22 protein-coding genes are annotated in these 24,262 nt (G+C 63.8%); 6 read left to right on the top strand and 16 right to left on the bottom strand.

Annotated elements, in window-relative coordinates; translation table 11 throughout:
- Window position 1 precedes the first annotated feature (1 nt).
- The gene (locus tag OKW35_RS26350; protein WP_429353384.1) at window positions 2–895 is read right to left on the bottom strand and encodes an amidohydrolase family protein; all 894 of its coding nucleotides are present in this window, start codon (window positions 893–895) and stop codon (window positions 2–4) included.
- Between the two features lie 74 nt (window positions 896–969).
- Window positions 970–1,287 carry an L-rhamnose mutarotase gene (gene rhaM, locus OKW35_RS26345; protein ID WP_429353383.1) on the bottom strand — a complete coding sequence of 106 codons (318 nt, stop codon included), beginning with the start codon at window positions 1,285–1,287 and terminating at the stop codon, window positions 970–972.
- A gap of 121 nt (window positions 1,288–1,408) precedes the next feature.
- Between rhaM and OKW35_RS26340 the strand changes: the two genes are divergently transcribed.
- On the top strand, window positions 1,409–2,404 hold the full coding sequence (locus tag OKW35_RS26340) for a LysR family transcriptional regulator (RefSeq protein ID WP_429553583.1): 996 nt from the start codon (window positions 1,409–1,411) through the stop codon (window positions 2,402–2,404).
- Window positions 2,405–2,423: 19 nt separating this feature from the next.
- On the opposite strand, the gene OKW35_RS26335 is transcribed toward OKW35_RS26340, so the two are convergent.
- The 5 genes from OKW35_RS26335 to OKW35_RS26315 form a co-directional block, all read right to left on the bottom strand.
- Entirely contained in the window at window positions 2,424–3,206 is a 783-nt protein-coding gene (locus OKW35_RS26335; protein ID WP_429553582.1) for an SDR family NAD(P)-dependent oxidoreductase, read from the bottom strand.
- A 57-nt stretch (window positions 3,207–3,263) separates the two neighbouring features.
- Entirely contained in the window at window positions 3,264–4,442 is a 1,179-nt protein-coding gene (rhmD, locus tag OKW35_RS26330; protein ID WP_429553581.1) for an L-rhamnonate dehydratase, read from the bottom strand.
- A gap of 110 nt (window positions 4,443–4,552) precedes the next feature.
- Entirely contained in the window at window positions 4,553–5,305 is a 753-nt protein-coding gene (locus tag OKW35_RS26325) for an SDR family NAD(P)-dependent oxidoreductase (RefSeq protein ID WP_090810144.1), read from the bottom strand.
- Window positions 5,306–5,466: 161 nt separating this feature from the next.
- Window positions 5,467–5,700: a hypothetical protein gene (locus OKW35_RS26320; RefSeq protein WP_184066177.1), complete on the bottom strand. Its 234-nt coding sequence runs from the start codon at window positions 5,698–5,700 to the stop codon at window positions 5,467–5,469.
- A gap of 144 nt (window positions 5,701–5,844) precedes the next feature.
- The gene (locus OKW35_RS26315; protein ID WP_429553580.1) at window positions 5,845–6,462 is read right to left on the bottom strand and encodes a copper-binding protein; all 618 of its coding nucleotides are present in this window, start codon (window positions 6,460–6,462) and stop codon (window positions 5,845–5,847) included.
- A gap of 946 nt (window positions 6,463–7,408) precedes the next feature.
- On the opposite strand from OKW35_RS26315, the gene OKW35_RS26310 reads away from it, so the two are divergent.
- Window positions 7,409–7,684 carry a hypothetical protein gene (locus OKW35_RS26310; RefSeq protein ID WP_429353377.1) on the top strand — a complete coding sequence of 92 codons (276 nt, stop codon included), beginning with the start codon at window positions 7,409–7,411 and terminating at the stop codon, window positions 7,682–7,684.
- A 118-nt stretch (window positions 7,685–7,802) separates the two neighbouring features.
- On the opposite strand, the gene OKW35_RS26305 is transcribed toward OKW35_RS26310, so the two are convergent.
- Window positions 7,803–8,111 (bottom strand): hypothetical protein, encoded by a 309-nt coding sequence (locus OKW35_RS26305; protein WP_167368698.1) that lies wholly within the window; start codon window positions 8,109–8,111, stop codon window positions 7,803–7,805.
- 787 nt (window positions 8,112–8,898) lie between these two features.
- Here OKW35_RS26305 and OKW35_RS26300 point away from each other — a divergent pair.
- Window positions 8,899–9,225 carry an H-NS family nucleoid-associated regulatory protein gene (locus OKW35_RS26300; RefSeq protein WP_184011295.1) on the top strand — a complete coding sequence of 109 codons (327 nt, stop codon included), beginning with the start codon at window positions 8,899–8,901 and terminating at the stop codon, window positions 9,223–9,225.
- Here the strand turns inward: OKW35_RS26300 and OKW35_RS26295 are convergent.
- A complete protein-coding gene (locus tag OKW35_RS26295; RefSeq protein WP_429553579.1) occupies window positions 9,222–9,842 on the bottom strand; it encodes an arsenate reductase ArsC in 621 nt (206 codons plus the stop codon). The genes OKW35_RS26300 and OKW35_RS26295 overlap by 4 nt on opposite strands.
- 280 nt (window positions 9,843–10,122) lie before the next feature.
- Window positions 10,123–10,836 carry a J domain-containing protein gene (locus OKW35_RS26290; protein ID WP_429553578.1) on the bottom strand — a complete coding sequence of 238 codons (714 nt, stop codon included), beginning with the start codon at window positions 10,834–10,836 and terminating at the stop codon, window positions 10,123–10,125.
- 727 nt (window positions 10,837–11,563) lie between these two features.
- Here OKW35_RS26290 and OKW35_RS26285 point away from each other — a divergent pair.
- From OKW35_RS26285 to OKW35_RS26275, 3 genes are all read left to right on the top strand, one after another.
- Complete coding sequence (locus OKW35_RS26285) at window positions 11,564–11,779, top strand: transcriptional regulator (RefSeq protein WP_184062756.1); 216 nt, start codon at window positions 11,564–11,566, stop codon at window positions 11,777–11,779.
- 202 nt (window positions 11,780–11,981) lie between these two features.
- The gene (iaaH, locus tag OKW35_RS26280) at window positions 11,982–13,436 is read left to right on the top strand and encodes an indoleacetamide hydrolase (protein WP_429553577.1); all 1,455 of its coding nucleotides are present in this window, start codon (window positions 11,982–11,984) and stop codon (window positions 13,434–13,436) included.
- A 103-nt stretch (window positions 13,437–13,539) separates the two neighbouring features.
- A complete protein-coding gene (locus tag OKW35_RS26275; RefSeq protein ID WP_184066195.1) occupies window positions 13,540–14,328 on the top strand; it encodes a CDP-diacylglycerol diphosphatase in 789 nt (262 codons plus the stop codon).
- A gap of 51 nt (window positions 14,329–14,379) precedes the next feature.
- Here the strand turns inward: OKW35_RS26275 and OKW35_RS26270 are convergent, their stop codons facing one another.
- From OKW35_RS26270 to OKW35_RS26245, 6 genes are all read right to left on the bottom strand, one after another.
- Window positions 14,380–16,044, bottom strand: coding sequence for a glycoside hydrolase family 44 protein (locus OKW35_RS26270; RefSeq protein WP_429353373.1), 1,665 nt, complete (start codon window positions 16,042–16,044; stop codon window positions 14,380–14,382).
- On the bottom strand, window positions 16,022–17,197 hold the full coding sequence (locus OKW35_RS26265; RefSeq protein WP_429553576.1) for an alginate O-acetyltransferase AlgX-related protein: 1,176 nt from the start codon (window positions 17,195–17,197) through the stop codon (window positions 16,022–16,024). The genes OKW35_RS26270 and OKW35_RS26265 overlap by 23 nt, the downstream gene beginning before the upstream one ends.
- A 4-nt stretch (window positions 17,198–17,201) precedes the next feature.
- A complete protein-coding gene (locus OKW35_RS26260) occupies window positions 17,202–18,611 on the bottom strand; it encodes an MBOAT family O-acyltransferase (protein WP_429553575.1) in 1,410 nt (469 codons plus the stop codon).
- 153 nt (window positions 18,612–18,764) lie between these two features.
- Window positions 18,765–19,460, bottom strand: coding sequence for an alginate O-acetyltransferase AlgF (locus OKW35_RS26255; RefSeq protein WP_184066208.1), 696 nt, complete (start codon window positions 19,458–19,460; stop codon window positions 18,765–18,767).
- A gap of 50 nt (window positions 19,461–19,510) precedes the next feature.
- Window positions 19,511–20,161, bottom strand: coding sequence for an SGNH/GDSL hydrolase family protein (locus OKW35_RS26250; protein ID WP_184066211.1), 651 nt, complete (start codon window positions 20,159–20,161; stop codon window positions 19,511–19,513).
- A gap of 52 nt (window positions 20,162–20,213) precedes the next feature.
- The gene (locus OKW35_RS26245; protein ID WP_429553574.1) at window positions 20,214–24,260 is read right to left on the bottom strand and encodes a cellulose synthase subunit BcsC-related outer membrane protein; all 4,047 of its coding nucleotides are present in this window, start codon (window positions 24,258–24,260) and stop codon (window positions 20,214–20,216) included.
- Window positions 24,261–24,262: the final 2 nt, after the last annotated feature.

Here is a 24,262-nt window from a genome sequence, read left to right as displayed (position 1 = left end):
GTCAAATCCGGTAGTACCGTTGCGCGTTGCGCCGAAACAGCGCGTCCTTCTCAGCCTCGCTCGCATCGCCAATGATCGCCGCATACGCGCGCCACAAATCCGTATACGAACCAAACAGCCGGTCGACGGGAAAATTCGACGCGAACATCGCACGTTCGACGCCGAACGTATCGATCGTTTCGAGCACATAAGGCCGCAGGCTTTCGACGGTCCAGTGATGATCGAACATCGCGAGCCCGCTGATCTTCACCGCGACGTTCGGACACGCCGCGAGCAGGCGCATGCCTTCGCGCCACGCGCGGTAACCGGCCACGCTATTACGATCGACGAACATGCCCGCATGATTGACGACCAGAAGCGTGTCCGCATGCGCACGCGCCAAGGCGGCAGCCTCCTCCATTTGCGACGGATACAGTTGCAGATCGAACGACAGGTCGTAACGGCGCAGCAACGCGAAATGCTCGCGCCACCGCGGCTCGCGCATGTAATGACGGCCGACGTAATCGAACAGTTTGTTGTCGTGCACGTTGAGAATCTGCCGGATGCCGCGCGTATTCGCGAACGACGCATGCGCTTCGAGCAACGCGGGCGCATTTTGCGCGGACAGGTCCACGGCGGCGACGATCGCATTCGGCATGCCGCGCGAGGCGTCGCGATCCGCAATCGACTGCAACCAGCGCGTTTCCTCGACGGGATCGGCCGGATCGTGATTCGCTTCGACGTGCACGAGCTTCAGCACGTCGACGTCGCCCGCTTCACCGAGCAGATCGTCGAGCAGATAGTCGTGCTTCAGATCGCGCGCATCGCCGACGAACGACACGCCCGGGTTCTCCAGCCACGGATAGCGATGCGTCTTCAGATCCCACAGATGGATATGCGAATCGACAACCTGCATGCGGCACCTTCGTCCGGTGAAAAGCGTTTCGAGGTTCGTGCGTCGTTGCGGGGTTCAGTTGGGTTCAGCTCGACTCAATGACTGAGACGAAAGACCGGTTCGAGCGTCTGCGACAGCGGCGTGTGATCGGGCGCGGTCTGCATGATGTCGGCCATGTAATCCCACCATTTGCGCATCACGTCGAGTTGCGTCAACTGGTCCATCGTGTGATCGCTGGTGCGCGAGAGCACCGCGAAAAGATGATGCGTATCGGGATCGAAGAAAATCCGGTAGTCGCGCACGCCGGCGTTGTGCAGCGCGTCAACGAGCTCGGGCCAGATCTGCGTATGACGCCGTTCGTATTCTTCGCGCATGCCGGGGTTCAGCACCATCCGAAAAGCGATTGTCTCCATGGCGGCCTGTCTCCTGTCGACCTCTTCGAACGACTATAATTCCTGCATCGATAGCCTCTCAATCCGTTGTTGGGATTGGTCGATCCACAAACCGAATCGCACGGGCACTCCTACTGGCACCATGAGCCAACATTCAGCCGCCGTCGCACTCGTCAATCGTCTCAAGTTCAAGCATCTCGCCCTGCTCGTCGCACTCGACGACACCCACAACCTGCATCAGGCCGCCGAGGCCGTCAACGTCGCGCAACCGAGCGCGAGCCGCATGCTCGGCGACATCGAGGAAGCGTTCGGCTTCCTGCTGTTCGAGCGCAACGCGCGCGGCATGACGCCGACGCCGCTCGGCGTCGTCACGCTCGCGTATGCGCGCCGTGCGCTCGCCGAGCTCACACGCTTCGCCGAAGACCTCGATGTCAAACGCCGCGGCGGTCACGGCCAGTTGACCGTCGGCGCGATCATGGGCGCCGCGCCCGATCTGCTGGCGATGTCGGTCGCCGCGCTGAAGACCGAAAGCCCGCTGCTCAGCGTGCGCATCCTCGGTGAAACAAGCGATCAGGTCGTGCAATTGCTGCATCGGCGCGAGGTCGATCTCGCGCTGGGGCGCCTCACCAACCCTCTGCAGCACAACGACTTCAGCTTCGAGCCGCTCGCGCGCGAAACGCTGCTGCTCGTCGTGCGCGCCGTGCATCCGCTCGCGCGGCGCACGCGCATCACGTTGCGCGAACTGGTCGCGTGGCCGTGGGTTGCGCAACCCGTCACGAGTCCGGCGCGCGTGCTGTTCGAGGAAGAACTCGCGCGTGCCGGGCTCGCCACGCCAGTCAATCTGACCGAATGCGCGTCGATCTTCGCGACGCTGCAATTGCTCGAGAATTACGATGCGGTCGCGATGCTGCCTGAGTCGGTCGTGCGCGATCATGTGCGCGGCGGGCTGCTGGTCGCGCTGCCACTCGAAATCGGCAAGAGTCTCGCCGGTTTCGGCATTCTCACGCGCAAGGAAGAGCAGCTCGCCGAGCCGGCGCTGCGCTTCATCGAACTGCTGCGCGGCTTCTCGCGCGACCTCGCGCGCGACGATCCGGCCGCCGCACCCGGCACGCCGACTACGCCCGTCACGGTCAATTGACGCCCGCATCGCGCGTCGCTTATTGCAGGTTCACGAACAGGCCGCCGTCGACGAGCAGCGCGGCGCCCGTCACATAGCGCGCGCGGTCCGACGCGAGAAACACGACGCAATCGGCGACGTCGTCGGGACGCCCGAGGCGGCCGAGCGGAATGCGCTTTTCGAAGTAGGCCTTCTTCGCTTCGTCGGCGAGATCTTCGGCGTTCAGATCGGTCGCGATCGTGCCCGGCATGACAGAGTTGCAGCGGATGCCGAACGGCCCCAACGCGATCGCGCACGACTGCATCAGCGAATGCACGCCGGCCTTGGTCGGCGTGTAATGCGTTTGCATGCCGCCGCCCACCAACGCGCTGATCGAACTCGTCGCGACGATCGCGCCGCCGGTGCCCTGCTTTTTCATCTGCTGCGCGGCAGCCTGCGTGACGAAGAACGCGCCGTTCAGATTGACCGCGACCGTCGATTCGAGCACGTCCGCCGGCATGTCGAGAAAAGCGTGAAACGGGCAGATGCCGGCATTGCTCGCGAGCACGTCGAGCTTGCCGAACGCGTCGACCGTCCGTCGCACCAACTCCTGGCCGGTGTCGCGCGCCGCGACGTTGCCTTCCACCGCGATCACGCGCCGCCCCAACGCCTCGATTTCGCCGACGACTTCCTCGACCGCCGAGCGCCGGCCATACGATGCGTCGTTGTCGCCCCAGTAGTTGATCGCCACGTCCGCGCCTTCGCGCGCGCTGGCCACCGCGATCGCGCGTCCGATGCCGCGCGAGCCGCCGGTGACGATCACGACTTTGTCCTTGAGCAGCACCCTAATCTCCTTTGCGGCGGTTCGCCGTTCGGCACAGGTTCAAAATGTTCGACACGTTCAATGCGGATAAGGCCGCACCAGCGCGCATTCCGGATTGAGCCGCACGCCAAAGCCCGGCGTGTCCGGCACCTTCATGCGCCCGTTTACCGGCACCGGCTCGTCGAGCAGCAGCGGATTGAACATCGGCACGACTTCGTCGGCTTTCGGCGCCATCATCAGAAACTCGGAGAACGGCGAGTTATGGCGCGTGACGACGAAGTGATAGCTGTACACCGACGACCCATGCGGCACCACCATCACGTTGTGCGCATCGGCGAGCGCGGAAATCTTGATCAGCTCGGTGATGCCGCCGCACCAGCCGACGTCGGGCTGGATCAGATCGCAGCACTGCATCTCCAGCAGCATCCGGAAGCCCCAGCGCGTCGCCTCGTGCTCGCCGGTCGACACCATCATGCCGCGTGGCACGTTGCGGCGCAGTTCGGCGTAACCCCAGTAATCGTCGGGAGGAAGACATTCCTCGACCCATTTGAGGCCGTATTCGTGCGCGCCTTGCGCGAGCCGCGTCGCGTAGCGCAGGTCGAGGCTCATCCAGCAGTCGTACATCAGCCAGAAGTCGTCGCCGACGCGCGAGCGCATGTCGGCGAGCTTGTCGAGGTTTTGCCGGAGTCCGTCTTCGCCTTCCGCGGGACCATGCTGCAACGGCAGCTTGCCGCCGATGAAGCCCATCTCCTTCGCGAGATCGGGCCGCGCGCCGGTCGCATAGAACACCAGCTCGTCGCGCACCGGACCGCCCAATAGCTGATACACGGGCTCCTTGCGAACCTTCGCGAGCAGATCCCACAGCGCGAGATCGACACCGGAAATCGTGTTCAGCACGACGCCCTTGCGCCCGTAGTACAGCGTCGCGAAGTACATCTGATCCCACATCTTCTCGATGTCGGTCACCAGCTGCCCTTCGAGAAAACGCGCGAGATGCTTTTCGACGATGAACGCGCCGATCTCACCGCCGGTCGTCACCGCGAAGCCCACGGTGCCGTCGCTCGCTTCGATCTCGACGACCAGCGTGCCGAGCACATTGATGCCGAACGACTGGCGGCTCTGGCGGTACTCGGGATAACGCGCCATCGGCGTCGCGATGTGATCGTCGATCCAGTGTCCGCCGGCCTGATCGTGATAGTCCGCGCCGCCGCCGCGAACGATGAAGGCACGCACGTGCCGGATGGTAGGCATGGCCATGAAAGGGCTCCGTGAGAGAGGCGTCGAAGCGGCCCGACAACGCGCGTTCGACGCGTGTGCAATACGCTGCGGGACATGAGCACTGCGTGAGCAATGCGCGAGCAGCGCGCTCAATAGGTGGCGCGGCCGCCCGACAGGTCGAATACCGAGCCGGTGCTGAACGCGCAGTCTTCGGAAGACAGCCACAGGATCAGCGACGCCGCTTCTTCCGGCAGCAGGAAACGGTTCATCGGAATCTTCGACAGCATGTAGTCGATGTGCTGCTGCGACATCGAATCGAAGATTTCGGTCTTGGCCGCGGCCGGCGTGACCGCATTGACGAGGATGTTTCTGGTCGCGAGTTCCTTGCCGAGCGACTTGGTGAGCCCGATCAACCCCGCTTTCGATGCGCTGTAGTGCGAAGCATTCGGATTGCCCTCCTTGCCCGCCACCGACGCGATATTGACGATGCGGCCGTAGCCCTGCTTCAGCATCTGCGGCACGACCGCGCGGCAGGTCAGGTACGGACCGATCAGATTCACGTCGATCACGCGGCGCCACATGTCGGGCGCAAGCTCCCAGGTCGTGCCGTTGCCGCCGGTGATGCCCGCGCAGTTGATCAGCACGTCGATCGAGCCGTGCCCGGCGACCGTTTGCGCGGTGGCCTGCTGAACCGCGGCGTCGTCGGTCAGCTCGACTGTGATGGCGCTGACCTTGCCGAGTTCGCTCAGCTCGCGCTGGCTGCGCGCGAGCCGTTCGCTATCGACGTCCCACAACGCGACCGACGCGCCCGAGCGCAACGCCCGCTGCGCGACCGCGTAGCCGATGCCGCGCGCGCCGCCGGTGATGACGACCGTGCGCCCCTCCAGATCGATCCGATTCATTGCTGTGCTCCTGTAGGCCGCCGTGCGGCGTGCCATCGAGTTGTTGTATATCGCTGCGGTCAATATACGGGCGGTGCGATGCGCCAACAATTCGACTATTGGAGGGGGCGATAGCAAAAGTGGATCGGCAGCGGGAGCGGGCGCTAAAGGGAAGCGAAGGGCTAATCATCGGCAGCGACGAAAAGCATCGAGACATACAGAATGGTCGACACGACGATGATGCCGACGCCGAGCAGCACCTTGGTCTGGTCGAAGTTGATCCCGCCGATGATCGCAATGCCGATTCCGAACACCGACGACAACGTGCCGAGCGCCGCGAGGCCCACGTGTATCTTGCTGCGGACCAGCCGTTTGCGCTCCGATTCGGCAGTGGTTTCCGTTTCGCTCTGTTCCATTCCCCGCTCCTTCGCGCGCGACGCGATGACCATCGTGAAACCTGAGCCGCAATGGCCGGCGCGACGTCGAACCGCCGGTTGCGGTTCTACGCCGTGCACCTCGATACGCTTCAGCGTAGTTTATTTAAGCCTTCTCGATCGCCGTTATTTGACGTCCGCGCCATTGCGCGACACCGACGCCGCGATGGCCGAGACGAACACCGCGCGCACCGAATCGCCGACCTTCAGTTTCTCGAGCGCAATGTCCGGCGCCACGTCGAGCGTTTCCGTGCGCGACGGCCCGCGCAGCGTGATCGTGCGCTTCTTGCGATCGATCTTGCGCACCGTCGCGACGACCTCGATGCGCCGCGCCGATGCAACGACACCGTTGGCCGCAGGGTGTGTGACTTCGGTATCGATGCGCTGGCGGATTCCGTTCGGCGCGAGTTTGTCGACGCCGACCAGCACCGCCTTCTTGTACGCAATCGTCACGACGTCGCCGACATGCAGCTTGCTGACGTCGGCGGCTTGCGGATTCACGTCGAAAGTTTCCTCGCCGCCTTGCGGGCCGCGCAGCGTCACGCTGTTCGTCGCGGGATCGATCGCTACGACGCGCGCCTGTACGTGCAGCAGCGCGGCGGCGCCAATTGCCCGCTGTTCCGGCGCGGACGCGGCCGCGTTGTCCTGTGCCAGCGCCGGACCCGCCGCCGCGACGCAAATCACCAACGCAACCGCGATCGCCTTCACCCGCATGAGCCCGGAGTCCGTTGAATTACAAGCCATGAAATGCTCCTTTTGATTGCGTCGATGTTACGGCAAATGTTTTGCCGCGGATCGCGTACTACGCTTAGCACCGGCAAGTGCAGTCGCTTCGAATAAAAAGAAAAAACGGACTATTAATCGCTTTTAGCGGACGGGGTTACGCTTTTTGAAACCAATGGCGGTTCCTTTCTAATGCGTCGATTCGTCCTGGAGAGCCAATCGCGAAAAGCGCGTGCTTCTCCATGCGATGCAATCGGTATGCGAGTCGTGGCGGATGAGCTTGCGCAAGGAGCCGCGCGGCTTTGCGCATGCGTTCCCGCGAGCGTCAGCGGAGGGGTAGAGAGCTAGCCATAACATATTCCTCGCAACGAGAAGGACTACCGGGCGACCCAACGTGAGCGGGTCCGGAAATTGCCGAACGTTATGACTATTTCAAACGGTTTCGGGGATGCTAGCAAACGCGCAAAGGAATGGCAAGACAAGTGGCTGCGCATCGCCATTCCCGATTAATCGGGTTTGCCGCGTCAAATCTTTTATGACGGTGGGCGATTCATTTGCCATAAAAATATGATCGCTGCAATTCGCTGAGCTCAGAGGCCCGGCGACGCCGTCCTCGCTCTGACTCTGTCCGGTTGCCTGACAACCGTCGAATCGGCGCATTTGATATGCATTGAAAAGCGGTGGGCGCGCGGCAGATTGGCAATCGCCGAACGACTCCGCACAAACCCTTAATGGATGATACTGAAGCGATTACGCATCGCTGCGCGACAAATACAAAAAAATGTCGTCAATCATTGGAATACTGCGAACACGGCTGTATTGATCGAGCGAATTTTGCCGTCAAGGCAACGAAAAAGGACGCCTGAGCCGATGGCCACAGCCATGTGGGCATCACAGGCACGGCCTTTGCTGAAGCTCGCGTCACCGTCTAACGCACACACATTGGTTTATCGAAAGGACACCACACATGGTCACGACTCGCCCCTGCACCGCCGCCTGCGTCATCGACGGCCTCCTCGTCACGCTGACGTTCTATCCGGACAACGGCGTGTTGCGTATTGCCGATTCGTCCGGCGCCTGTCTAAGAGAAACGCGCTGGCATGGGTCATGGCGCGCTCTGCTCGAGGAGTTCCGCGGCTACTACGAAGCGGCGGAGAACGACGCGGCGCGCGGCGTCGACGATATTGTCGCTCGCCTCGGCGAGCGCTGCGCTGATGCCCAGCGGGAATCGGCATTCGCGTGAAATGGCATGCGCTTGCGATCAAGCGCGTAAAAGGCGGCGGCGGCAGCGCTCGGCACCTGTTCGTTGCCTCGCGATCCGGGGTCGTTCCTGGCGCCCCGCTGCCGCTCGCGAACTCTGGTCATTGACCGAAATAAGTCTTGCACTCCGTGCTGAACGAGCATGACTGGCTGCGCCGGCCTCCCGCTTGCGACTCGCCCGCCGGAACACCACCATACGACGCGTTGCGTATGCCCTGCTCACGCGGGTCCCAGTTCTGACCGAACGACATGTCGGTCGTCGCCTGCGCCGATTCGTCCGCATCGTGCTCCATCATCGCGCGACCCGACACGGCGTGCTCCGCCTGGCCGCTCAACTCCTCGGCGATGGCCGTTCTCGGTGCGAGAAACAGAACGGCGGTCGCGGCAATCATCAATATACGTACTCTCATTTCCGGACTCCTCGAAGCCGGCGCAGCAGCGTTCGTCCTCCACAAGAATTGATCCGCGAACAGCCAACCTGCCCAATCGGGCCGAGGAACGGGTCGATGCCAATGCGCTACTGCTGCGACGGGTCACCGAACTAAACAGATGAAGAATTACCGCGCTTGCAACCGATACTCGACGCGTTCCCGAGCGTCGGCGGAATCGGCGCGCACAAGGCGGCTGTAAGTCTGCATTCGCAGCTTGTCGTCCTTCTTTTATAGTTCGCGCACCCCGGAATTCAATCCAGGAGCTTCCAGCAGTGTCGCCAATCGTCCACACCGTTCGATAAACCGCATTCACCGACAAATTCAACGTGAACTAAGCGTGCTTTGCCCGCGCATTGCGCTATCATGTTGCTACAACGCACAAAAAGCGAACCCGCACGTCGACGAAAGTCCGGTGAAAGACGGACAGCGTGGAATGACTCCATCCATTCGCAATCATTGCATCGAGACACAGAGTTTTTCATAGCGAACGTCAGGCTTACCGGCCTCGTTCGTCGCGTTGCGACATGCTGAAATATTTGCTGATCGAGACTCTCGGTTCGAGGGTCGGTTGTTCCAGCGGCCGTCTTTGTCCGAGGCCGTATTGCAATTCGGGGAGCAACGTTTTTTAACCCGGCACATGGCATTTCCGTCAATCGACAACCCCACCGCGGGGCGGCCCCATTCAGTCGGGCTCGATGCTTCGCAGCTTTTTCCCCGCAATCTGTCTTCGACAGCACGCTGCACGTTTTAGAAGGACGAATATCCTATGGACGAAAGGAAGCGAGATAGCATGATTGCCTATCTCCGCCATCGTATGGAAGAGTTTGGTATCAGACCAGAAGACCTTGCCGCAGCGCTGGCGACCGAGTCATTGGCCAAAAAGGCTGAGCGCTATCGCAATGCGACCGGAGACAGCTGGGACGGCAATGGCGAAATGCCGCAATGGTTGAAGCAGGCTATTAGTGCCGGCCAGAGCATTGAGCATTTCGAATTGGCCGCAAAACCGGCGCCCGCGCCCCAACCGAAAAAACAGGTGGACTGGTCGAACGACCCGTTCGCCGGCACGCGGCTCGGGCGCCCGAATAACCGCTAGGTGCAGGCCGCCGCGCTCGAAGGCGCGGGCACAATGGCTGCGGCTTCGAAACGAACCGCCGTGCCACGCACCGTTTTTGCGCCACCGCTTGTCACATTGACGGCATTCACCGTATTCCCCGCATTGACGGCATTCGCCGCATCGACGAGATTCGCGTGATTCGAGGCAGGCTGCGCATATTGCGGCAGCTCGATAAGCGCGCTGACCTGCCGGACGATCTGCCAGAAGGTCTTGTCGAAAAGACAGGCCTGCTCGTCAGCGGACCCGTGGCCGCCCGCGAGCGGATCGGTAATGGTCCAATAGACGAACGCCGGTGCGCCAGGAAATACCGGCGCGTGCAGTCCGCCGACGAATTCGTCGAGCGCGATCACGATATCCATGCGCGGCGCCCATTCGCCGGTGAATTCGAGCCAGCTTTTAGGGCTCAGCACCGCGCGCCCGGAAATGCCGGGCCGCAATTGCGCGACCGCGAGTGGATGAAGGCGCGCGGCCGGTTCAGGGCCCGCGCTGAACGCGTCGAACCGGTGCCCCGCCAGTTCGCGCAGTAAAGCTTCGGCAATGATGCTGCGGATCGAATTATCGCGGCAGAGAAACAACACCTTATATTTTCTGGACACGCTTACCCCGTACCGATGTTTTTTATTGGCCTCTGGGCGGAATTGCCGCTCCAGTCTTGCGCCCCCGTGACACTACGGCGTCTTTATTATTTGCGCCTCGGGATTCGCACCAGGTATCTCGACTCACGGGCACAGAGCACAACTTTGCGAACGATGGGCAGTGTACCAGTGTCCGGCCCACTGTTTCAGCACCCTGTCAATATTTGCCAGATCAACCGACGCTGCCGCCGGCCCGCCGGTCCGGCACGATGGGCCTGGCCCGGTCGCCGTCGGCGGCGGGTCAGAACTTCAGGCTGTTGAGGAACTGAAACCACAGGTTGCCGAGCGCGCCGGCCGGATGCATGTCGCTGACGGTTTCGTCGCGCTTCGCATGGTTTTCGCGTCTGGAAGGCTGCGTGTCTTGAGGGGCGGTTTGCGAGGCCGCGCCGGTGTCTTGCGCGCGGTCCGCCAGTTCGGGCTCGGACGCCTCGGCTTGCGCCGCTTGCGCGCTCTTCGCGGTCTTTCCCGCGCGCTGGGCGTTTTGCGCGGCGTCCGCCTCGTCGCGGCGCGCGGCCTGCAACGCCGCGACGCTGTCGGCGATCTGCGCGGCGCGCTGCGGTTCGCATTGCCGCCCGAGCAGCACGCCGAACAGCACGTCGCGATTGTGGCCCTGGTCGGCGAAGCGGATCGCGATCGACACCATCTCGGCATACGCGGCTTCGTCGGCCGCGCGGGCCGCTGCCTCGCGCTTCGCCTGCGCGCGTTGCCGATGCGTGTGCTGCGCCTCCCACTCGCGCATCTGCTCGGTGTAGACCGCGTCGTAGACGTTGCGCTGCTCGGCATCGGACAGGATCGCGTACGCGTCCTTGATTTCCTGGAACGCCGCGCGCGCCACGTCCTCGGCACCGTGGTTGCGGTCCGGATGCCACTTCATCGCGGCTTTCCGGTAGGCCCGCTTGATTTCGTCGTCGGTGGCGTGCGCGGGCACGCCGAGCGTCTCATACAGGGTTGCCATGCTGGACTCGATCTCGCGAAAAATCACTGCGGGCATCGTAGCATGCTAAAAGCGGCGTCATCGTGACCCGGCCTCCACGCAAGCACGCGCATGCCGGCATTGCCGCGATGGCACGGCGGCAGATCGTCCTCCAACGGCCCACGAAAAAAAGGCCCCACCACTTGCGTAGCGAGACCGAGTCCCATGTCTAAGGAGATGTCATGGAGGAGACGAGCCCATCTTATCGTCAGACCCGCACGCGCCTAACCAACGGTTCGCCATATGCTTATCGGCCGCGCGCTCACGTGCATTGCAAAGCGCCCGCCGCGTCGAGCCATGCGACTGCGAGCCTGGCCTGCGCACCGAGCCCCGCCACCTCCATCGCCACTGACGGTCGTCCCGCGCGCGTCCTGCACGCGGTCTGAATACTCCCCGGGCACCGTGACGCCGCCGCAATCGCGCGCGGCGCCACGCTTTGCGCCGAGCGACCGTGCGCCACATAACAGACACCGCGCCTCCACGCGAATAGAGTCACCGGACACAGCGACTTCGATCCAATCCGGGCTTCTGATTACCACTGCGGCCCCCCGCGCTGATTTGCTTTCGACGAAAGATTGGTTCAACCGCTGCAGAGCGCGCCCTACGCTTGACCTGCCCGCCGCTTCACTCACCTATGGCAACGACAGGGCCGCGCCGCACGCATTGGTATTCCGCGCGACATTCGCGGGCACACAGACAAGTCAAGATCATGAACTCACACATCCGCTACAAGGGCTACGAGGTCGAAGCGGCAACGCAACCGCTCCCCAACGGATTATTCGCGGCCAATCTGACGATCGAGCAGCGCGACGAGAATACGCGCAAGGCTTATTCGTTCGACGCGCTCGACTACTTCTTCGACGAAGAGCATGCGCTCGCCTACGCGTCGGACTGGGGGCGTATGTGGATCGATAATCACCAATAAGGCGATCCGGAGCGCATCGATATCGATGACAGCGAGCGCGACACGCGTTGTGCATCGCCCGGCATCGGGTTTGAGGCGGATGTGCCAGAATAGGTGAACCCTTGCGTTCGCTGTCTGCCCGCGTGACCTGTCCGCTACTTCGACGGATGCAGTCGAAACTCGCGCCGCCCGCGACGCACCCATCGATACGGAGACGCCGGTCATGACATGGACCGTCGACGCACAGCTCGCGCTCAGCGCGACACAAGCGGTCGAGGCGCTGCAATCGGGCCGCCTCAAAGCCGCCGACTACGTCGCCACCCTGCTCGCGCGCGCCGCCGCGCTCACGCACCTGAATGCGCTCACCACGCTCGACTTCCACGGCGCGCTCGCCGCGGCGCAGCGCATCGACGCATTGCCGCCGGCTGAGCGGGCACGTCTGCCGCTCGCCGGTTTGCCGATCGTCGTCAAGGACAACATCAACACCGCAGGTCTACCGACGACGGCCGGCACGCCCGCGCTCGCGGGCTTCGTGCCGAACACCAACGCCCCATCGGTGCAACGCCTCGTCGACGCGGGCGCGATCGTGCTCGGCAAGGCCAACATGCACGAACTCGCGTTCGGCATCACGAGTACCAACCTGTCCGCGCACGCGGGGCCGGTGCGCAATCCGTACGATCCGTCGCTGATACCGGGCGGCTCGTCGGGCGGCACCGCGGTAGCGATCGCCGCGCGCATCGCGCCCGCCGGACTCGGCACCGACACCGGCGGCTCGACCCGCATCCCGGCCGCGCTGACCGGCACCGCAGGTTTGCGTCCATCGGTCGGCAATGGCGGTGCCGAGCGGCGCTATCACGATCCCAACGCGGTGGTGCCGATCAGCCATACGCGCGATACCGTCGGGCCGATGGCACGCAGCGTCGCCGACCTGGCGCTGCTCGACGGCGTGATCACCGGCGACGGCGCGTTGCCTGCGATTGCGCTCGACGGCTTGCGCATCGGCTTGCCCGCGCCGCTGTGGGATGCTCTCGAGCGACAGGTCGAGGACGTCGCGCGCGCCGCACTGCAAAAGCTCGAAGCGGCGGGCGTCACGTTCGTGCCGGTCGCGATGAATGAGTTGGAGTATCTGAACGGGATGGTCGGCGGTCCGCTCGCCATTCACGAAGCGCGCGACGACGTGCTCGCGTGGTTGGTCGCGAATCGGGCGCCGGTGCAAACCGTCGCCGCACTGGCCGTGCGCATCGCGAGCCCGGATGTGCGCGCGATCTACGACGACGTGCTCGCCGACGTGCTCGGCTCGCACTACTCGGCAGCGCTCAACTACTGGCGACCGCGGCTGCGGAACTACGTCGCCGCGACGTTCGCGAATGCCGGTCTCGACGCGTTGCTGTTTCCGACGACGCGGCTCGTCGCGGTACCGATCGACGATCTGAACGGCTCGTCGACGGTCACGATCGACGGCGGTCCACCAATCGATACGATGGAAGCGTTCCTGCGTAATACCGACCCGGCCAGCACATCCGGCATTCCGGGGCTGTCGCTGCCGGCGGGTATCAGCGCGAGCGGGCTGCCGGTCGGCCTCGAACTCGATGGACCGCTCGGCTCGGACAGGCGCCTGCTGGCCATCGGTGTCGCGTTCGAACAGGTACTGGGAACGTTGCCCGCGCCGGTGCTCTGAAGCCCGTGTTTCACATGCGCGCCATCAGGTTTGTGCTTTAATGCCTGCGCGTTGCAGCCCGCATTCCGACGCTTTGCCCGCCCGAACCTCCCCCTAAGCGACGATGACGAACCCCGCCACCGCCCTCTCATCTCGCGGCCTCGTACGCCGCGTCGTTCACTTGAGCGCCGTGCTCGCGGTCGCTTTCGCCGCCAGCGCCTGCGCGCGCCTCGCGACGGTCGATTCCAACGCGCTGTGGAAGATCGTCGACATCCGCTGCGTGCCGTCGCAGCAGGCCACGGGCACACCGGGTCAATGCACGGTCGTCGATCTCGACAAACGCTACGTCGTCCTGAAGGACATTCTCGGCCGCTCGCAGTTTCTGCTGATGCCGACCGATCGCATCACCGGCATCGAAAGTCCGCTGATCCTCGCGCCCGATGCGAAGGACTACTGGCGTGACGCGTGGGATTCGCGTCATTACGTGCAGCAAGCGGTCAAACGCGAGTTGCCCGACGATCAGCTCGGCCTCGAAATCAACTCCGAATCTCGTCGCTCACAAAACCAGCTGCATATCCACATCGACTGCATGCGGCGTGAAGTCAGCGCCGCGCTCGCCGATCACGCTCACGACACGCCCGGCGAGTGGCGTTGGCAGACGCTCGATGGCGAGCGCTACAGGATCATGCGGGTGAACTCGCTGAGCGGCGCCGACAACCCGTTCCGGATCGTCGCCCGCGACAATCCCGATCCGGCGACGATGGCCACCCAAACCATCCTGGTTACCGGCGCGGGACCGTCCGCGGCTCGGGATGGCTGGCTGATCGTCAACAGCGGCATCGACATCGAAGGCGGCAGCGGCACGGCCGAAGGGCTGCTCGATCACGCGTGCCGCGTCGCGGACGATCATTGAGCGTTTGCCGAACCCGCAGAATTGGCCCGCACCAGCATGCGAGTAATGGAGTCATTGCCGGCCCGCGCCGTGCAAAACCAGCAAGGTTACGGTTTTCGGCGGCAGAGTAAGGTGCAATTGGCCGCTCGCATAGTCGGTGTCGTGCAGACGGGATAAGGCATTGTCCATGAGTTGCCAGGTCTGGGCTTTGCCTTGAGTCACATCAAAGTTGTTGATCGCAATGGTGGCGTCAGCCGGTTGATCAAGCTGCTTGTTGATCACCACGATGGTCATGACGCGGTCGTGATCACGCACGGCGGCAAAAGACGAGACCCGATCCGGGTCGGGCTGCGTGTCGGCGATGCTGGTGGTGCCAAAGCCCGAGCCCTGGCCATCGTAGTTGCGATAGAGCTTGATCGCCTTGTAGACCGGCATGTCCCGATTCAATGTGCCCCAGCGCGTGGCAATGTCCAACCCTTCCCGGCCAAAGATGCCCAGCACGTCGGCCTGGGCCGTGGCGCCGTTCATGGTCGTATCGCCGCCCCAACTGTATTCCGTCAGCGCGATCGGCGTACCGGCGTAGTAATAGCTGTCGACCCACCGCCGCATCAACGGAATCAGGGCCACCACGCTATTGATCCAGGTCGGATCCTTGTAGCTCGTATCCCACAGGTCGCGCGTGGAGCGGTTACGGGCGAGTTCAATGGCAGGCGTTTCAGCCGTGGCCGCATTCTGGTTTTCCTTGAATTCTCCGCCCTGCGGGTAAAAGTGCAGGCTGAAAACGTCGACAGGGCGGCCGGCCTGCTTCCATTGCGTGAGCAGCCATGGGACGTAGTCCATGCCTCGCGTTTCGTTTTCCCTGTCCGGCGGATTGCCCTGACCGTGCGCGGCGAAGTACTGCTGATCGAAGCCGCTAAAGCGATACCCGGTCCAACCCCACTCTTCCGGCGCCACGACCCGCGCGCCCGGGTCTGCCGCCTTCACGGCGTGCGAATAGGCGATCACCTTGTTCGCTACCTCGCTGGCATGGGCGCCGATGGGATGCATGTCGCGATGGTTGAGTTGCCACAGACTCGGCTCATTGTCCATCAGGTAGTAATGCACACCGTCCGAGCCGGCACTACCGGATCCACGCATGAGTTGCCTGACGCGCTCCTGCTGGCTCTGCGGATCGTCCAGCAACGAAGCATCGTCCGGGTCGTTCCTGATAGGCGTGCCGTCGGGTGCGATGCCGTTGCCCGCGTCAGACAAACCGTGAGCGTCGACACTCTGCTGCTTGCCGTACCTGTTGACCGAAAAACTGACGAGCGGCTTACCGTCCTTATCGAGTCGCGCTACCCTGCCGATCATCGGGATGGTCAGCATCGGTAAAGCGTGTCCGTCACGGGTAAGCGCCGCGAAACGGTCGTTATATTGGTAGATGTCTTTTGGATCGGTCGGCAGGCTTTCGAAAAACCAGTCCTGGCCCGTGTTGTGAGCGTCGAGCCGCCAGTTGTAAGCCGAAGCGGTGTTGCCGCCCGAGCGGTTGATCGGCACGCGCAGATCCCGCAGGATTTCCGCCGTCCCGAAGTTCAAGCCATAGATGAGCGGACTGATTGGATGCCGGTTGGCCGCGGCATCCACCGTAATGATCACCGGCAGCGGCGCAGCCATGGGCAGATCGGCGTAGAGCAGCGCGCCCGCCCCTAGCATCATCGCCATCAAGCTATGGCAGTTAAAGTGTGCTGGCTTCGACATGCGGAGTCCGTGAGTCTATGGCGCTGGATTTCGGCACGACGACCGTATCTTCCGCTTCGAGCGGCGACTGCAGATCCCGTTCGTCCAATTCCCAAACGACGAGCCTGGGCGGTGTCTGAGCATAAGCCGGACTTGCGAAATAGGCGCGCGCCGAGCCGCCGAACTTGCCGCCCTCGCGTGCGAAATTACCCACGCCTGTTCCGAGTGCCAAAGCGAGCTGAGGCACGAAATCGGACGTCGTCGAATAAGAAGTGCCGATCACGGCGATGCCAGGCAGATCGGCATCGCCGAACAGATCGTCGGCTGACGCGGCCGCCTGAGCCTGAGGAATGTAGTCACGGCTGGCCACAATCTCAGGCCTCGGCTGCCAGGACGGCGGCAAATCATCCAGGCCGGCCAGACGCACAAGATCGCCGGGCCGCCGGCCGGGAGGCGTGTCCGTGACGCGATAGTCGGGCTTACTCGAACCCAGCGGGACCCCCATCGCACGGATGCGCTGCGCCACGGCCTGCGCCGCGGCACCCGCGCCGTCCTCGGTCCAGTGCGTGTCAGTCCGAAAAAAAGCGCCGCCCGGCGCGCCACGCAGCGCCGCACTGAGATCCAGCACCTGCACGCCGTCAGCGGTCAGACGCGAGGTCCAGTCAGCGAGACGCGCACCCAACGAAACCGGACGATACAGACTGCACAGATGTTGCGGCTCGATACGCGACTTGTCGGGCACCACGACGACCAGCAACGCGATACCGTGCCTCGCCAGCTCGCGCTGCACGGCGGCCACCGTGTCCGCGCGCGTGGCGAGATGACTGTCGCTATCGGCATATACGCTGAGTTCGTCGCGCAGGAACAACCAGCCCGGGCAGCCCTGCCGCACGCGCGGCCCCAGATCGTGCAGCGTCAGCCAGCCCAGCGCACGCTGCGCGCGCGCCGCGTCGGCGGCGATCGGCGTATCGGCCATGCGACTGGCGAGTTCTTTCGATACCGCACCGTCCAGAATGCCGGCCCGGGTCACGGCATGAGGCAACACCGATTCGGTCGTCGACGCGAACCTGAGATTGGAAAGCAGGCCCGCGAACAGGAAGACCATCAGGATGACGGCAGCGATCTTGCTGGCGCGCGAGGCGGGTAATTGAGGTAGCGGCTTGGGATCTTCCATGGCGTCAGAACTGGAAGTAGAGGAAAGGCACCGCGCCGCGCGCGACGATCAGACCGAACGACAACAGAAAACCCGCTAGCGGCCACCCCGCCTGCCATATCTGCCGTAGCGCCGTGTCGGGAAGGCTATCCCAACGCTGTTGCCAGAGCGGCAGCAGCACGCACACGATGCCCAACCCGGCAGCCAGAGCGTGCACGGGCCGCAGCAGCACGAGCGTCGCGTCGCTCAAGCCGATGCCATTCAAACCGAACTGGCCGCGATACATGGCGAGCGCGGCAGGGAAACCCGCCGCGCGAAACAGTGTCCACGCGAGCATGACGAAAACCAGCGTCAGCACGTGCGATAACCAGGACGGCATGGTCGGCATATCGAACCGGCGCCAGAGGCGCGCGACCATCAGGGCGATGCCATGAGCGAGGCCCCACAGCAGGAAGTTCCAGCTATCGCCGCCGTGCCACAGGCCGGCGATCGCCATGGTCAGCAACAGATTGCGGCAGGCTTGCCACTCACCGTGGCGGTTGCCGCCTAGCGGGATGTACAGGTAATCGCGTATCCAGCTCGACAACGACAGGTGCCAACGGCGCCAGAAATCCTGAATGCTGCTGGCAAGGTACGGATGGTCGAAGTTCTCGGGAAAGCGAAAGCCCAGCATCTGCCCCAAGCCGATGGCCATGGCGCTGTAGCCCGCGAAATCGAAGAACAACTGCAGCGTGTAGAAACCGCAGCCCAGCCAGGCGTCGGCCAGCGTGGGCGCGTGCAACGAGAAGATCGCGTCGACCATCGGCGAGAGTGTGTCGGCCACCAGCACCTTCATGCTCATGCCGACCATGAGCCGCCTTGCGCCGGCTGCAAAACCGTCCCAGTCGACCTCGCGCGACACCAGCTCGCGCCTCACCCACGCATAGCGAATGATCGGCCCCGCGATCAGATGCACGAACATCCCCTGATAAGCGCCGTAACGGATCATGCTGCGATCGGCCGCCACCGTGCCGCGCTGCACGTCGATCAGATAGGAGATGGATTGCAGCACGATGAACGAAAGCCCGATGGGCAGCACGACGTGTCGCCAGGGGATGGACCCTGCATGGCCTGCCCCCAGCACACTGTCGAGACTATCGACCACGATGTTGGCGTACTTGTACCAGCCCAATATCAGGACGTTGACGACGATGAACACGGCCAGCCAGCCACCGCGTGCACGCTGGCTCGGCGCCCTGTCTATGACCATGCCGCCGAACCAGCCCCAGAAGGTCAGCGCGATGAACAGCAGCAGAAAGACCGGGCTCCACCAGCCGTAGAAAAGCCAGCTGCAAAACAGCAGCACGCCATTGCGCCAACGCGCGGGCAACGCGACGTAGATCGCCAGAAAGGCCGGCAGAAACAGCGTCAGGAATTCGAGGGACGCGAAAACCATGCATCGTTCTCAATCGAAAAAGATATCTGGACCGACGCGCCATCGCGAAACACACCGAACCCCGCTCTGCCCGTCGTAACCAGATGACAAACGGGGAACAGCCGGAAATCGGCGATGAGCGGCGTCGCTTTCAAGGAGGAGGCGCAAATGCGATCAGTGGCTCACCGCGTCGTTCGCCATGAAGATGCGCGAATGCGCCCCGCCCGGCACGAGCAACACCGTATAACGCTGCCCCGCCGCGAGCGTACCCAGGCTGAGCGGCTGCCCCACAGGCTGGCCGCCGCAGACCAGCTGCACCGAGAGGGCGACCGGGTTGACCTGGCGCCGCCTGGCTTGTCCCACAGCCACGCCGTCGAGCAGCACGATGTCGCGACCCGGCACTTTCAGCGTGGGTGTCGCGCAGCCAGCGTCGAGGTTGTAGAAAGCCACCGAAGCTTTGAGCGCATTGAAGTCGTCGGGTTTTTCGCGGACCGTCACCGTATGCAGGCCACCCGCTTTATCCGCGCCATCGAGCGCAACGATGCTGACGAACTCGCCAGGCTGCACCGTCGCCGATACGTCCTGGTGCGCGCTACCGGCTCTCAGTGTGCCGGCCACCGGTTTGCCGGCGGCGATCGGAAGGAAGTGAGTGGCCGGGTTCGCGGCGTCGAGCGTCAGACGCGCTTTCGACCCCACCGCGCTCACGTCGACCGGACCCGAACCGCCATCGACAAAACGCACGAACGACGAGTCCTCCGCGGGACCGGTCGGGTATAGCGGAATTTCTGCGGCCATGGCCGGCTGCACGGACAAACCGAGACCGGACAGAGCGAAGCCGGACAACAACAGGGAGGAGAGGAAATTTTTCATTCTTTTCTCAAATGGGAAACCTGGGCAGGCGCAGCTCGAAGCCCGGCGTGTCATTTCTGCGGAACGACAGGCAGCTTGACCAGTGCCTTCATGATGTCCGTGCCCCAGTACTTGTAGCCGGTCGTCGTCAAATGCTGACCATCGACCGTCGCCCATTCGCCCGGCCTGGAAAACGTGAGCGAGTCGATGTACTGACACGGCGCGACATTGGCGGCGAGGAAAGACGACAGCTGCTTCACACGGGCGAAGCTCTTCTGATACTTGCCGCCCTCCGTGCCCCAGACCGGCCCTACCCAGACGCAAGCCGTCTTGTTGGCGGCCAGGTCTTGCGTCAGCGCCGTGACCTGCTGCCAGGCCCAGGCCTTCGGGAAATCGTCCTTGCTGTATCCGCCGATCGTGTCGCCCTGGACGATGATGACGAGCTTGGCCTTGTTCGCGGCGATCAATTGATCGACGGGTTGGGTCTTCGCGTTGTGGTCGATGACCAGGGGCGCCTTGCCGTTACGCTCGGCGCCACCGCATGTGCCGGGCACGGACTTCACCCAATCGCCGGGAATACTGCCGCAGACGCTGTAGGTATGCACCTGCGCGCCAGCGGCGATCAACTGATCCTGCAACGTATCGATGAGATAACCGGGTTCGCTCAGATGGCTATCGCCGACTATGAGAATGCTGAGACCAGCAAGTACGGAAGCAAGCATGACTCTTCGACTCCTGAAAAATAATCAATGTCCGATCGATCAGTATGGCGGGCTACTGATCGCTGTAATGCGACTGGTAAGGGATGACCGGCATATCCAGTGCCTTCGTCTGTGGCGCAAGGGTATAGCGCAGATACAGGCCCGCCGCCCACTGCCGGTAGCTGGACGCGTTGTTGGCGCCCACCGAGGCTCCGCCAGTCAGATGATTGGTGAAGCGGTATTCGGCCGTGGCCAGCAGGTTGTAGCCGAAGCCGGTCGAGGACTGGTCGGGATGGATCGCGCCGTCGGCGAGGCCAATGGTCGAAGCCGCTGAGACTGCTGCGGCCTGCAACCCGCTGTCGGTCGGGAAATACGCCGAGCCGGCCTGGTGGTAGTACTGCACACCGACGGCCGCTTGCAGCTTGTAGGTCCAGCGCTCCGAACGCTGCGCCCACGTGAGCGGCAGGTTGAACGCATAGAATCGCTGCGGGCTGAAGTAGCCGCCGTTGCCGTAGGTGAAGTTGTTTTCGTTGTGGTCGTAGATCATGCCGCTCAGGTTCACGCCCGCGCTCAGCATGCTGTTCTCCGTGCGCAGCAGGTACCAGTACGTCCCGGCGCCGACCTCGGCACCGACGTTGGACTGGACGTTATGACCGTCCAGGTATTTCGCGGAACCGTAGCCGTAGACGCCGTAGTCCTGATTGTCGAGGCCGATCGCACCATGCACGCCGCTGGCAGTCACGCCACCCCAGCTCAAGCCGGATCGCGAATCGGTCGAGCCAGCAAAAGACGTGATGCTGTCCGTCACGGCGCGGCGCGATACGCCCACGTTGAACCAACTGCCCTGCCCGGCATCGATGGAGTTCCTGAACATCACGCCGCCAACGACATTGGTGTACTTGAAACCCAAAGGCGTGGTGCCGATGTCGGCCATCCAGTTCCCAGTCTCGTAGCCGAGACCCAGACCGACGCCGTAGGCGGTCTGTTTGCCCGGTGCGGCGACCTTGCCGGCCTGCTGCGCCCGGGTGGCGGCCGGGCCGCCGCCGAACTGACTGGCGCTGAAGACGTCGGTACCCAACGTGCCGCCCTCGAGTTCAACCGGCGTCACGCGAATGGAAAGCTTGCCGTTGTCGACCGGCAGCACCCCTTCCAGAGCTTGCTGCACGCTCGTCAACTGACCCGTACCGGGTGCTGCGTTGTTCGACGAGACGAACAGCCCACCCCTGACTTCCGGTGAACGCTGCGCACGGAGGTCGCTGAGTTCGTTACGCATTTCCTCGAGCGACGGCGAACCGTCCTGAGGCTCGCTCACCGCGACCGTGTCTTGCGGCGCCAGGCCGCCGACCGGCGTGCCCGCCACGGTTGGCAGAGCGGATGGAGCAGAGGACGAGCGCTCGCGCACAGCCGTGGATGTCACGGTCGAGGCAGTCGCGCTCGCCGCGGTAGCAGCCGGAGCAGCAGCGGGCCCGAAACCAGGCTTCTGGTTCGCCAGCACGCTGTCCGGCGCCGCGGGTTGCGGGGCGAACGTTTCGGCGGCGGGCTGGCGACTGTGGCGGACCTGACGACGGTGAGCGTCGTCGTGGTGGACAAAGGGATTGCCCGCCACGTGGACGTCTTGCGCCTGCACGCCGAGCCGCTTTTCCTTGGCGGCAATGGCGGATTCCAGCAGCGACTGCGCTTCGCGGGTCTTGCCCTGCATGACGTAAATGCGCGCGGCGCCGGCCAGCACGTCGGGATCGTTGGGCGCCTTCGCAACGGCCTCTTTCAATGCCGCATCGGCAACGCTGTTCTTGCCGGCCTGCACTGCCGCCATCGCGACGCCCAGTTGCAAACCCGGATTGTTGGGGTCGTTGACGAGCGCCTTCTGGTAAAGCGACAGTGCCTGGTCATACTTGTCATCGGCGGCGTACATGCGTGCGAGCGCGGCCGTGGCGAGGCTGTCGTTGGGCCGCTTCGCGAGGATCGGCGCCAGCGTGTCGTAGGCCTGCGCGAGGTCACCTTGCTGACGTTGCTGGTCAGCCAGTCGCACCGTGTAGAGGTAGTTCAGTTCGTCCAGTTGCCGGCGCTGGTCCGCGGTCAGCGTCTGGCCGTGCAACTCGCGCATCGCGAGCCCGGCCTGGACATACTGGCCGGTCTTGAGCAACAGGCCCAGATAAGCCAGTTGCACATCCGGGCCGCTGCCCTTCAGACCGTTAGGCATCAGCCCGTGCATCAGGCTCATGGCGCGCGGCGTGTTGCCCGCGTCGATATACGCCTGCGCCAACGCGCCCACCTTGGCCGGGTCTTGACCCGCCGCGGGTTCGAGCCGCGCCAGCATACTGCGCGCATCCTCCAGATTGCCTTCGAGCGCCGTTTGCGAGGCTTGCGCCACGACCATCTGAAAATCGATCTGCTGCGCCGTCGCAACCATGTTCGGCGTGCGCGAGGCGGTGGAGATGCGCGTCATCGTGTCCTGCGCGCGCGTCCAGTCGCCCATCTGCATGGCCAGCAGCGCGCTCGCATAGAGCGCTTCGGGATTGTCCGGGTTCGTGACGAGCAGGCCGTCGACGAGTTGCTTCGCTTCGTCGGCATGACCCTGTTCGAGATCGTAGCGCGCCAGTTCCAGGCGAATCCACGGGTTGTCGGGCGCGCTGCGCTGGGCGTCTTCCAGAATGTGCCGGGCCGCGCTCAGATCGCCACGCTGCGCGGCGGCATCGGCCCGAGCGGCGGCGACGGCGGCGCGCAACCGATCGAGCCCGCCGATGCCGGCCTTCTGTTCGGGCGACATGCCGTCGATCAACTTCTGGGCCTCATCGGCGCGTCCCGTCTGCGCCAGGGTATCGATGAGGCCGCTCGCCGCCTCGCGGTTATCGGGGCTTGTCGCCAGCACGTCGCGGTAGCCCTTTTCAGCACGCGGCAGATCGCCCTGCGCCGCATCCAACCGGGCCGACGCATTGCGCCCGCCCGGCTCGGCTGGATCCAGACGCAGCGCCTGATCGAGTTCGCGTCGCGCGGCGGCGAAGTCGCCCACGTTTTGCGCGCCCTCGGCCTGGTTCACCAGCAGCCAGTAGCGCGCGGAATTGAGGGCCTTGGCCCAGTTCGCGCCCGCGCCCGGACGCGACACCGCCCGCGACAGCAGCGTCTGCGCCTGCGCCAGGTCGCCTTGCTGCATGCGCACGAGGCCCAGTCCCCCCAGCGCATCCGTGCTGTCGGGTTTGTCACGCAGCACAGCGGAAAAGGACTGCTCGGCCGTGGTGACGTCACCTGACTTGAACGCGGCGAAACCGCGTGTCAGTCGTGCATCCACGACCGGACCGGCCGCTGCGAGCGGATGCGGCGCCAGCATCTGATGGCGTATTTCGTCGTCGTCCGGATGCAGCTTCAGATAGTCCTCAAACCACGATCTGTTTTTCGGCGTGGGCGTGACCCAAGTCAGCACGGAGCGCCAGACTTCCGTCGCTTCGCCGCCGATGTCCGGACGAGCGGCAAGCTTTTCCAAAAGGGCGACACCCGCCGCGCGATCCTGTTCGTCGCGCACCATATGCTGGGCCAGCGGCAACATGGTGTTCGGATCGTTCGGCGTCTCGGCATTCAGGCGCTCGAGGCCCTGGATGGCCTGATCCACACCGCCATCGGTATAGCCCAGATAGCTGTAATACTCTCGCGCCACACTGCCCTGCGGCGCTTTACCGCCCAAGGCCTTGTTATATTCGGCGATGGCCGCCAACAACGCGGCCTGATCCTTCTGGTTGACGGCGTCTTGCGCCATCTGGCGCGCCTTGGCGAAGGTGGACTTACCCGGTTCGACCGCGAGGCGCAAGCTCTGCTCGAGCAGCGGCACGAAGCGGCTGTCCGGCGCGGCCGCACGAAGTCTGGCCAGATACCCGTTCGCCGCCGCGAACTGCTGCTTGCCGACGGCGATCGTGCCCATCCCATACAGCGCCTCGGGCTGCTTCGGGTCGCTCAGCAGCAGTTTCGACCAGGACTGCGCGGCCAGATCGGGCTTGTCATGCGTTTGCCAGTAGCGGCCCTGTTCCAGCAGCATGTTGGACGTAGCATCCTGCGCCCAGCCCGGGTGGCCGACCGATGCGACCATCAGTCCGAGAATCCAGGCCCGGTTGCGGCTGCGTCTGACTACCATGA

It is taken from the genome of Paraburkholderia sp. MM5477-R1 (assembly GCF_050436385.1).
Taxonomy (GTDB): Bacteria; Pseudomonadota; Gammaproteobacteria; order Burkholderiales; family Burkholderiaceae; genus Paraburkholderia; species Paraburkholderia tuberum.
The sequence above is the reverse complement of the archived record's forward strand: the minus strand, read 5'-3'. Positions and strand labels throughout refer to the sequence as shown.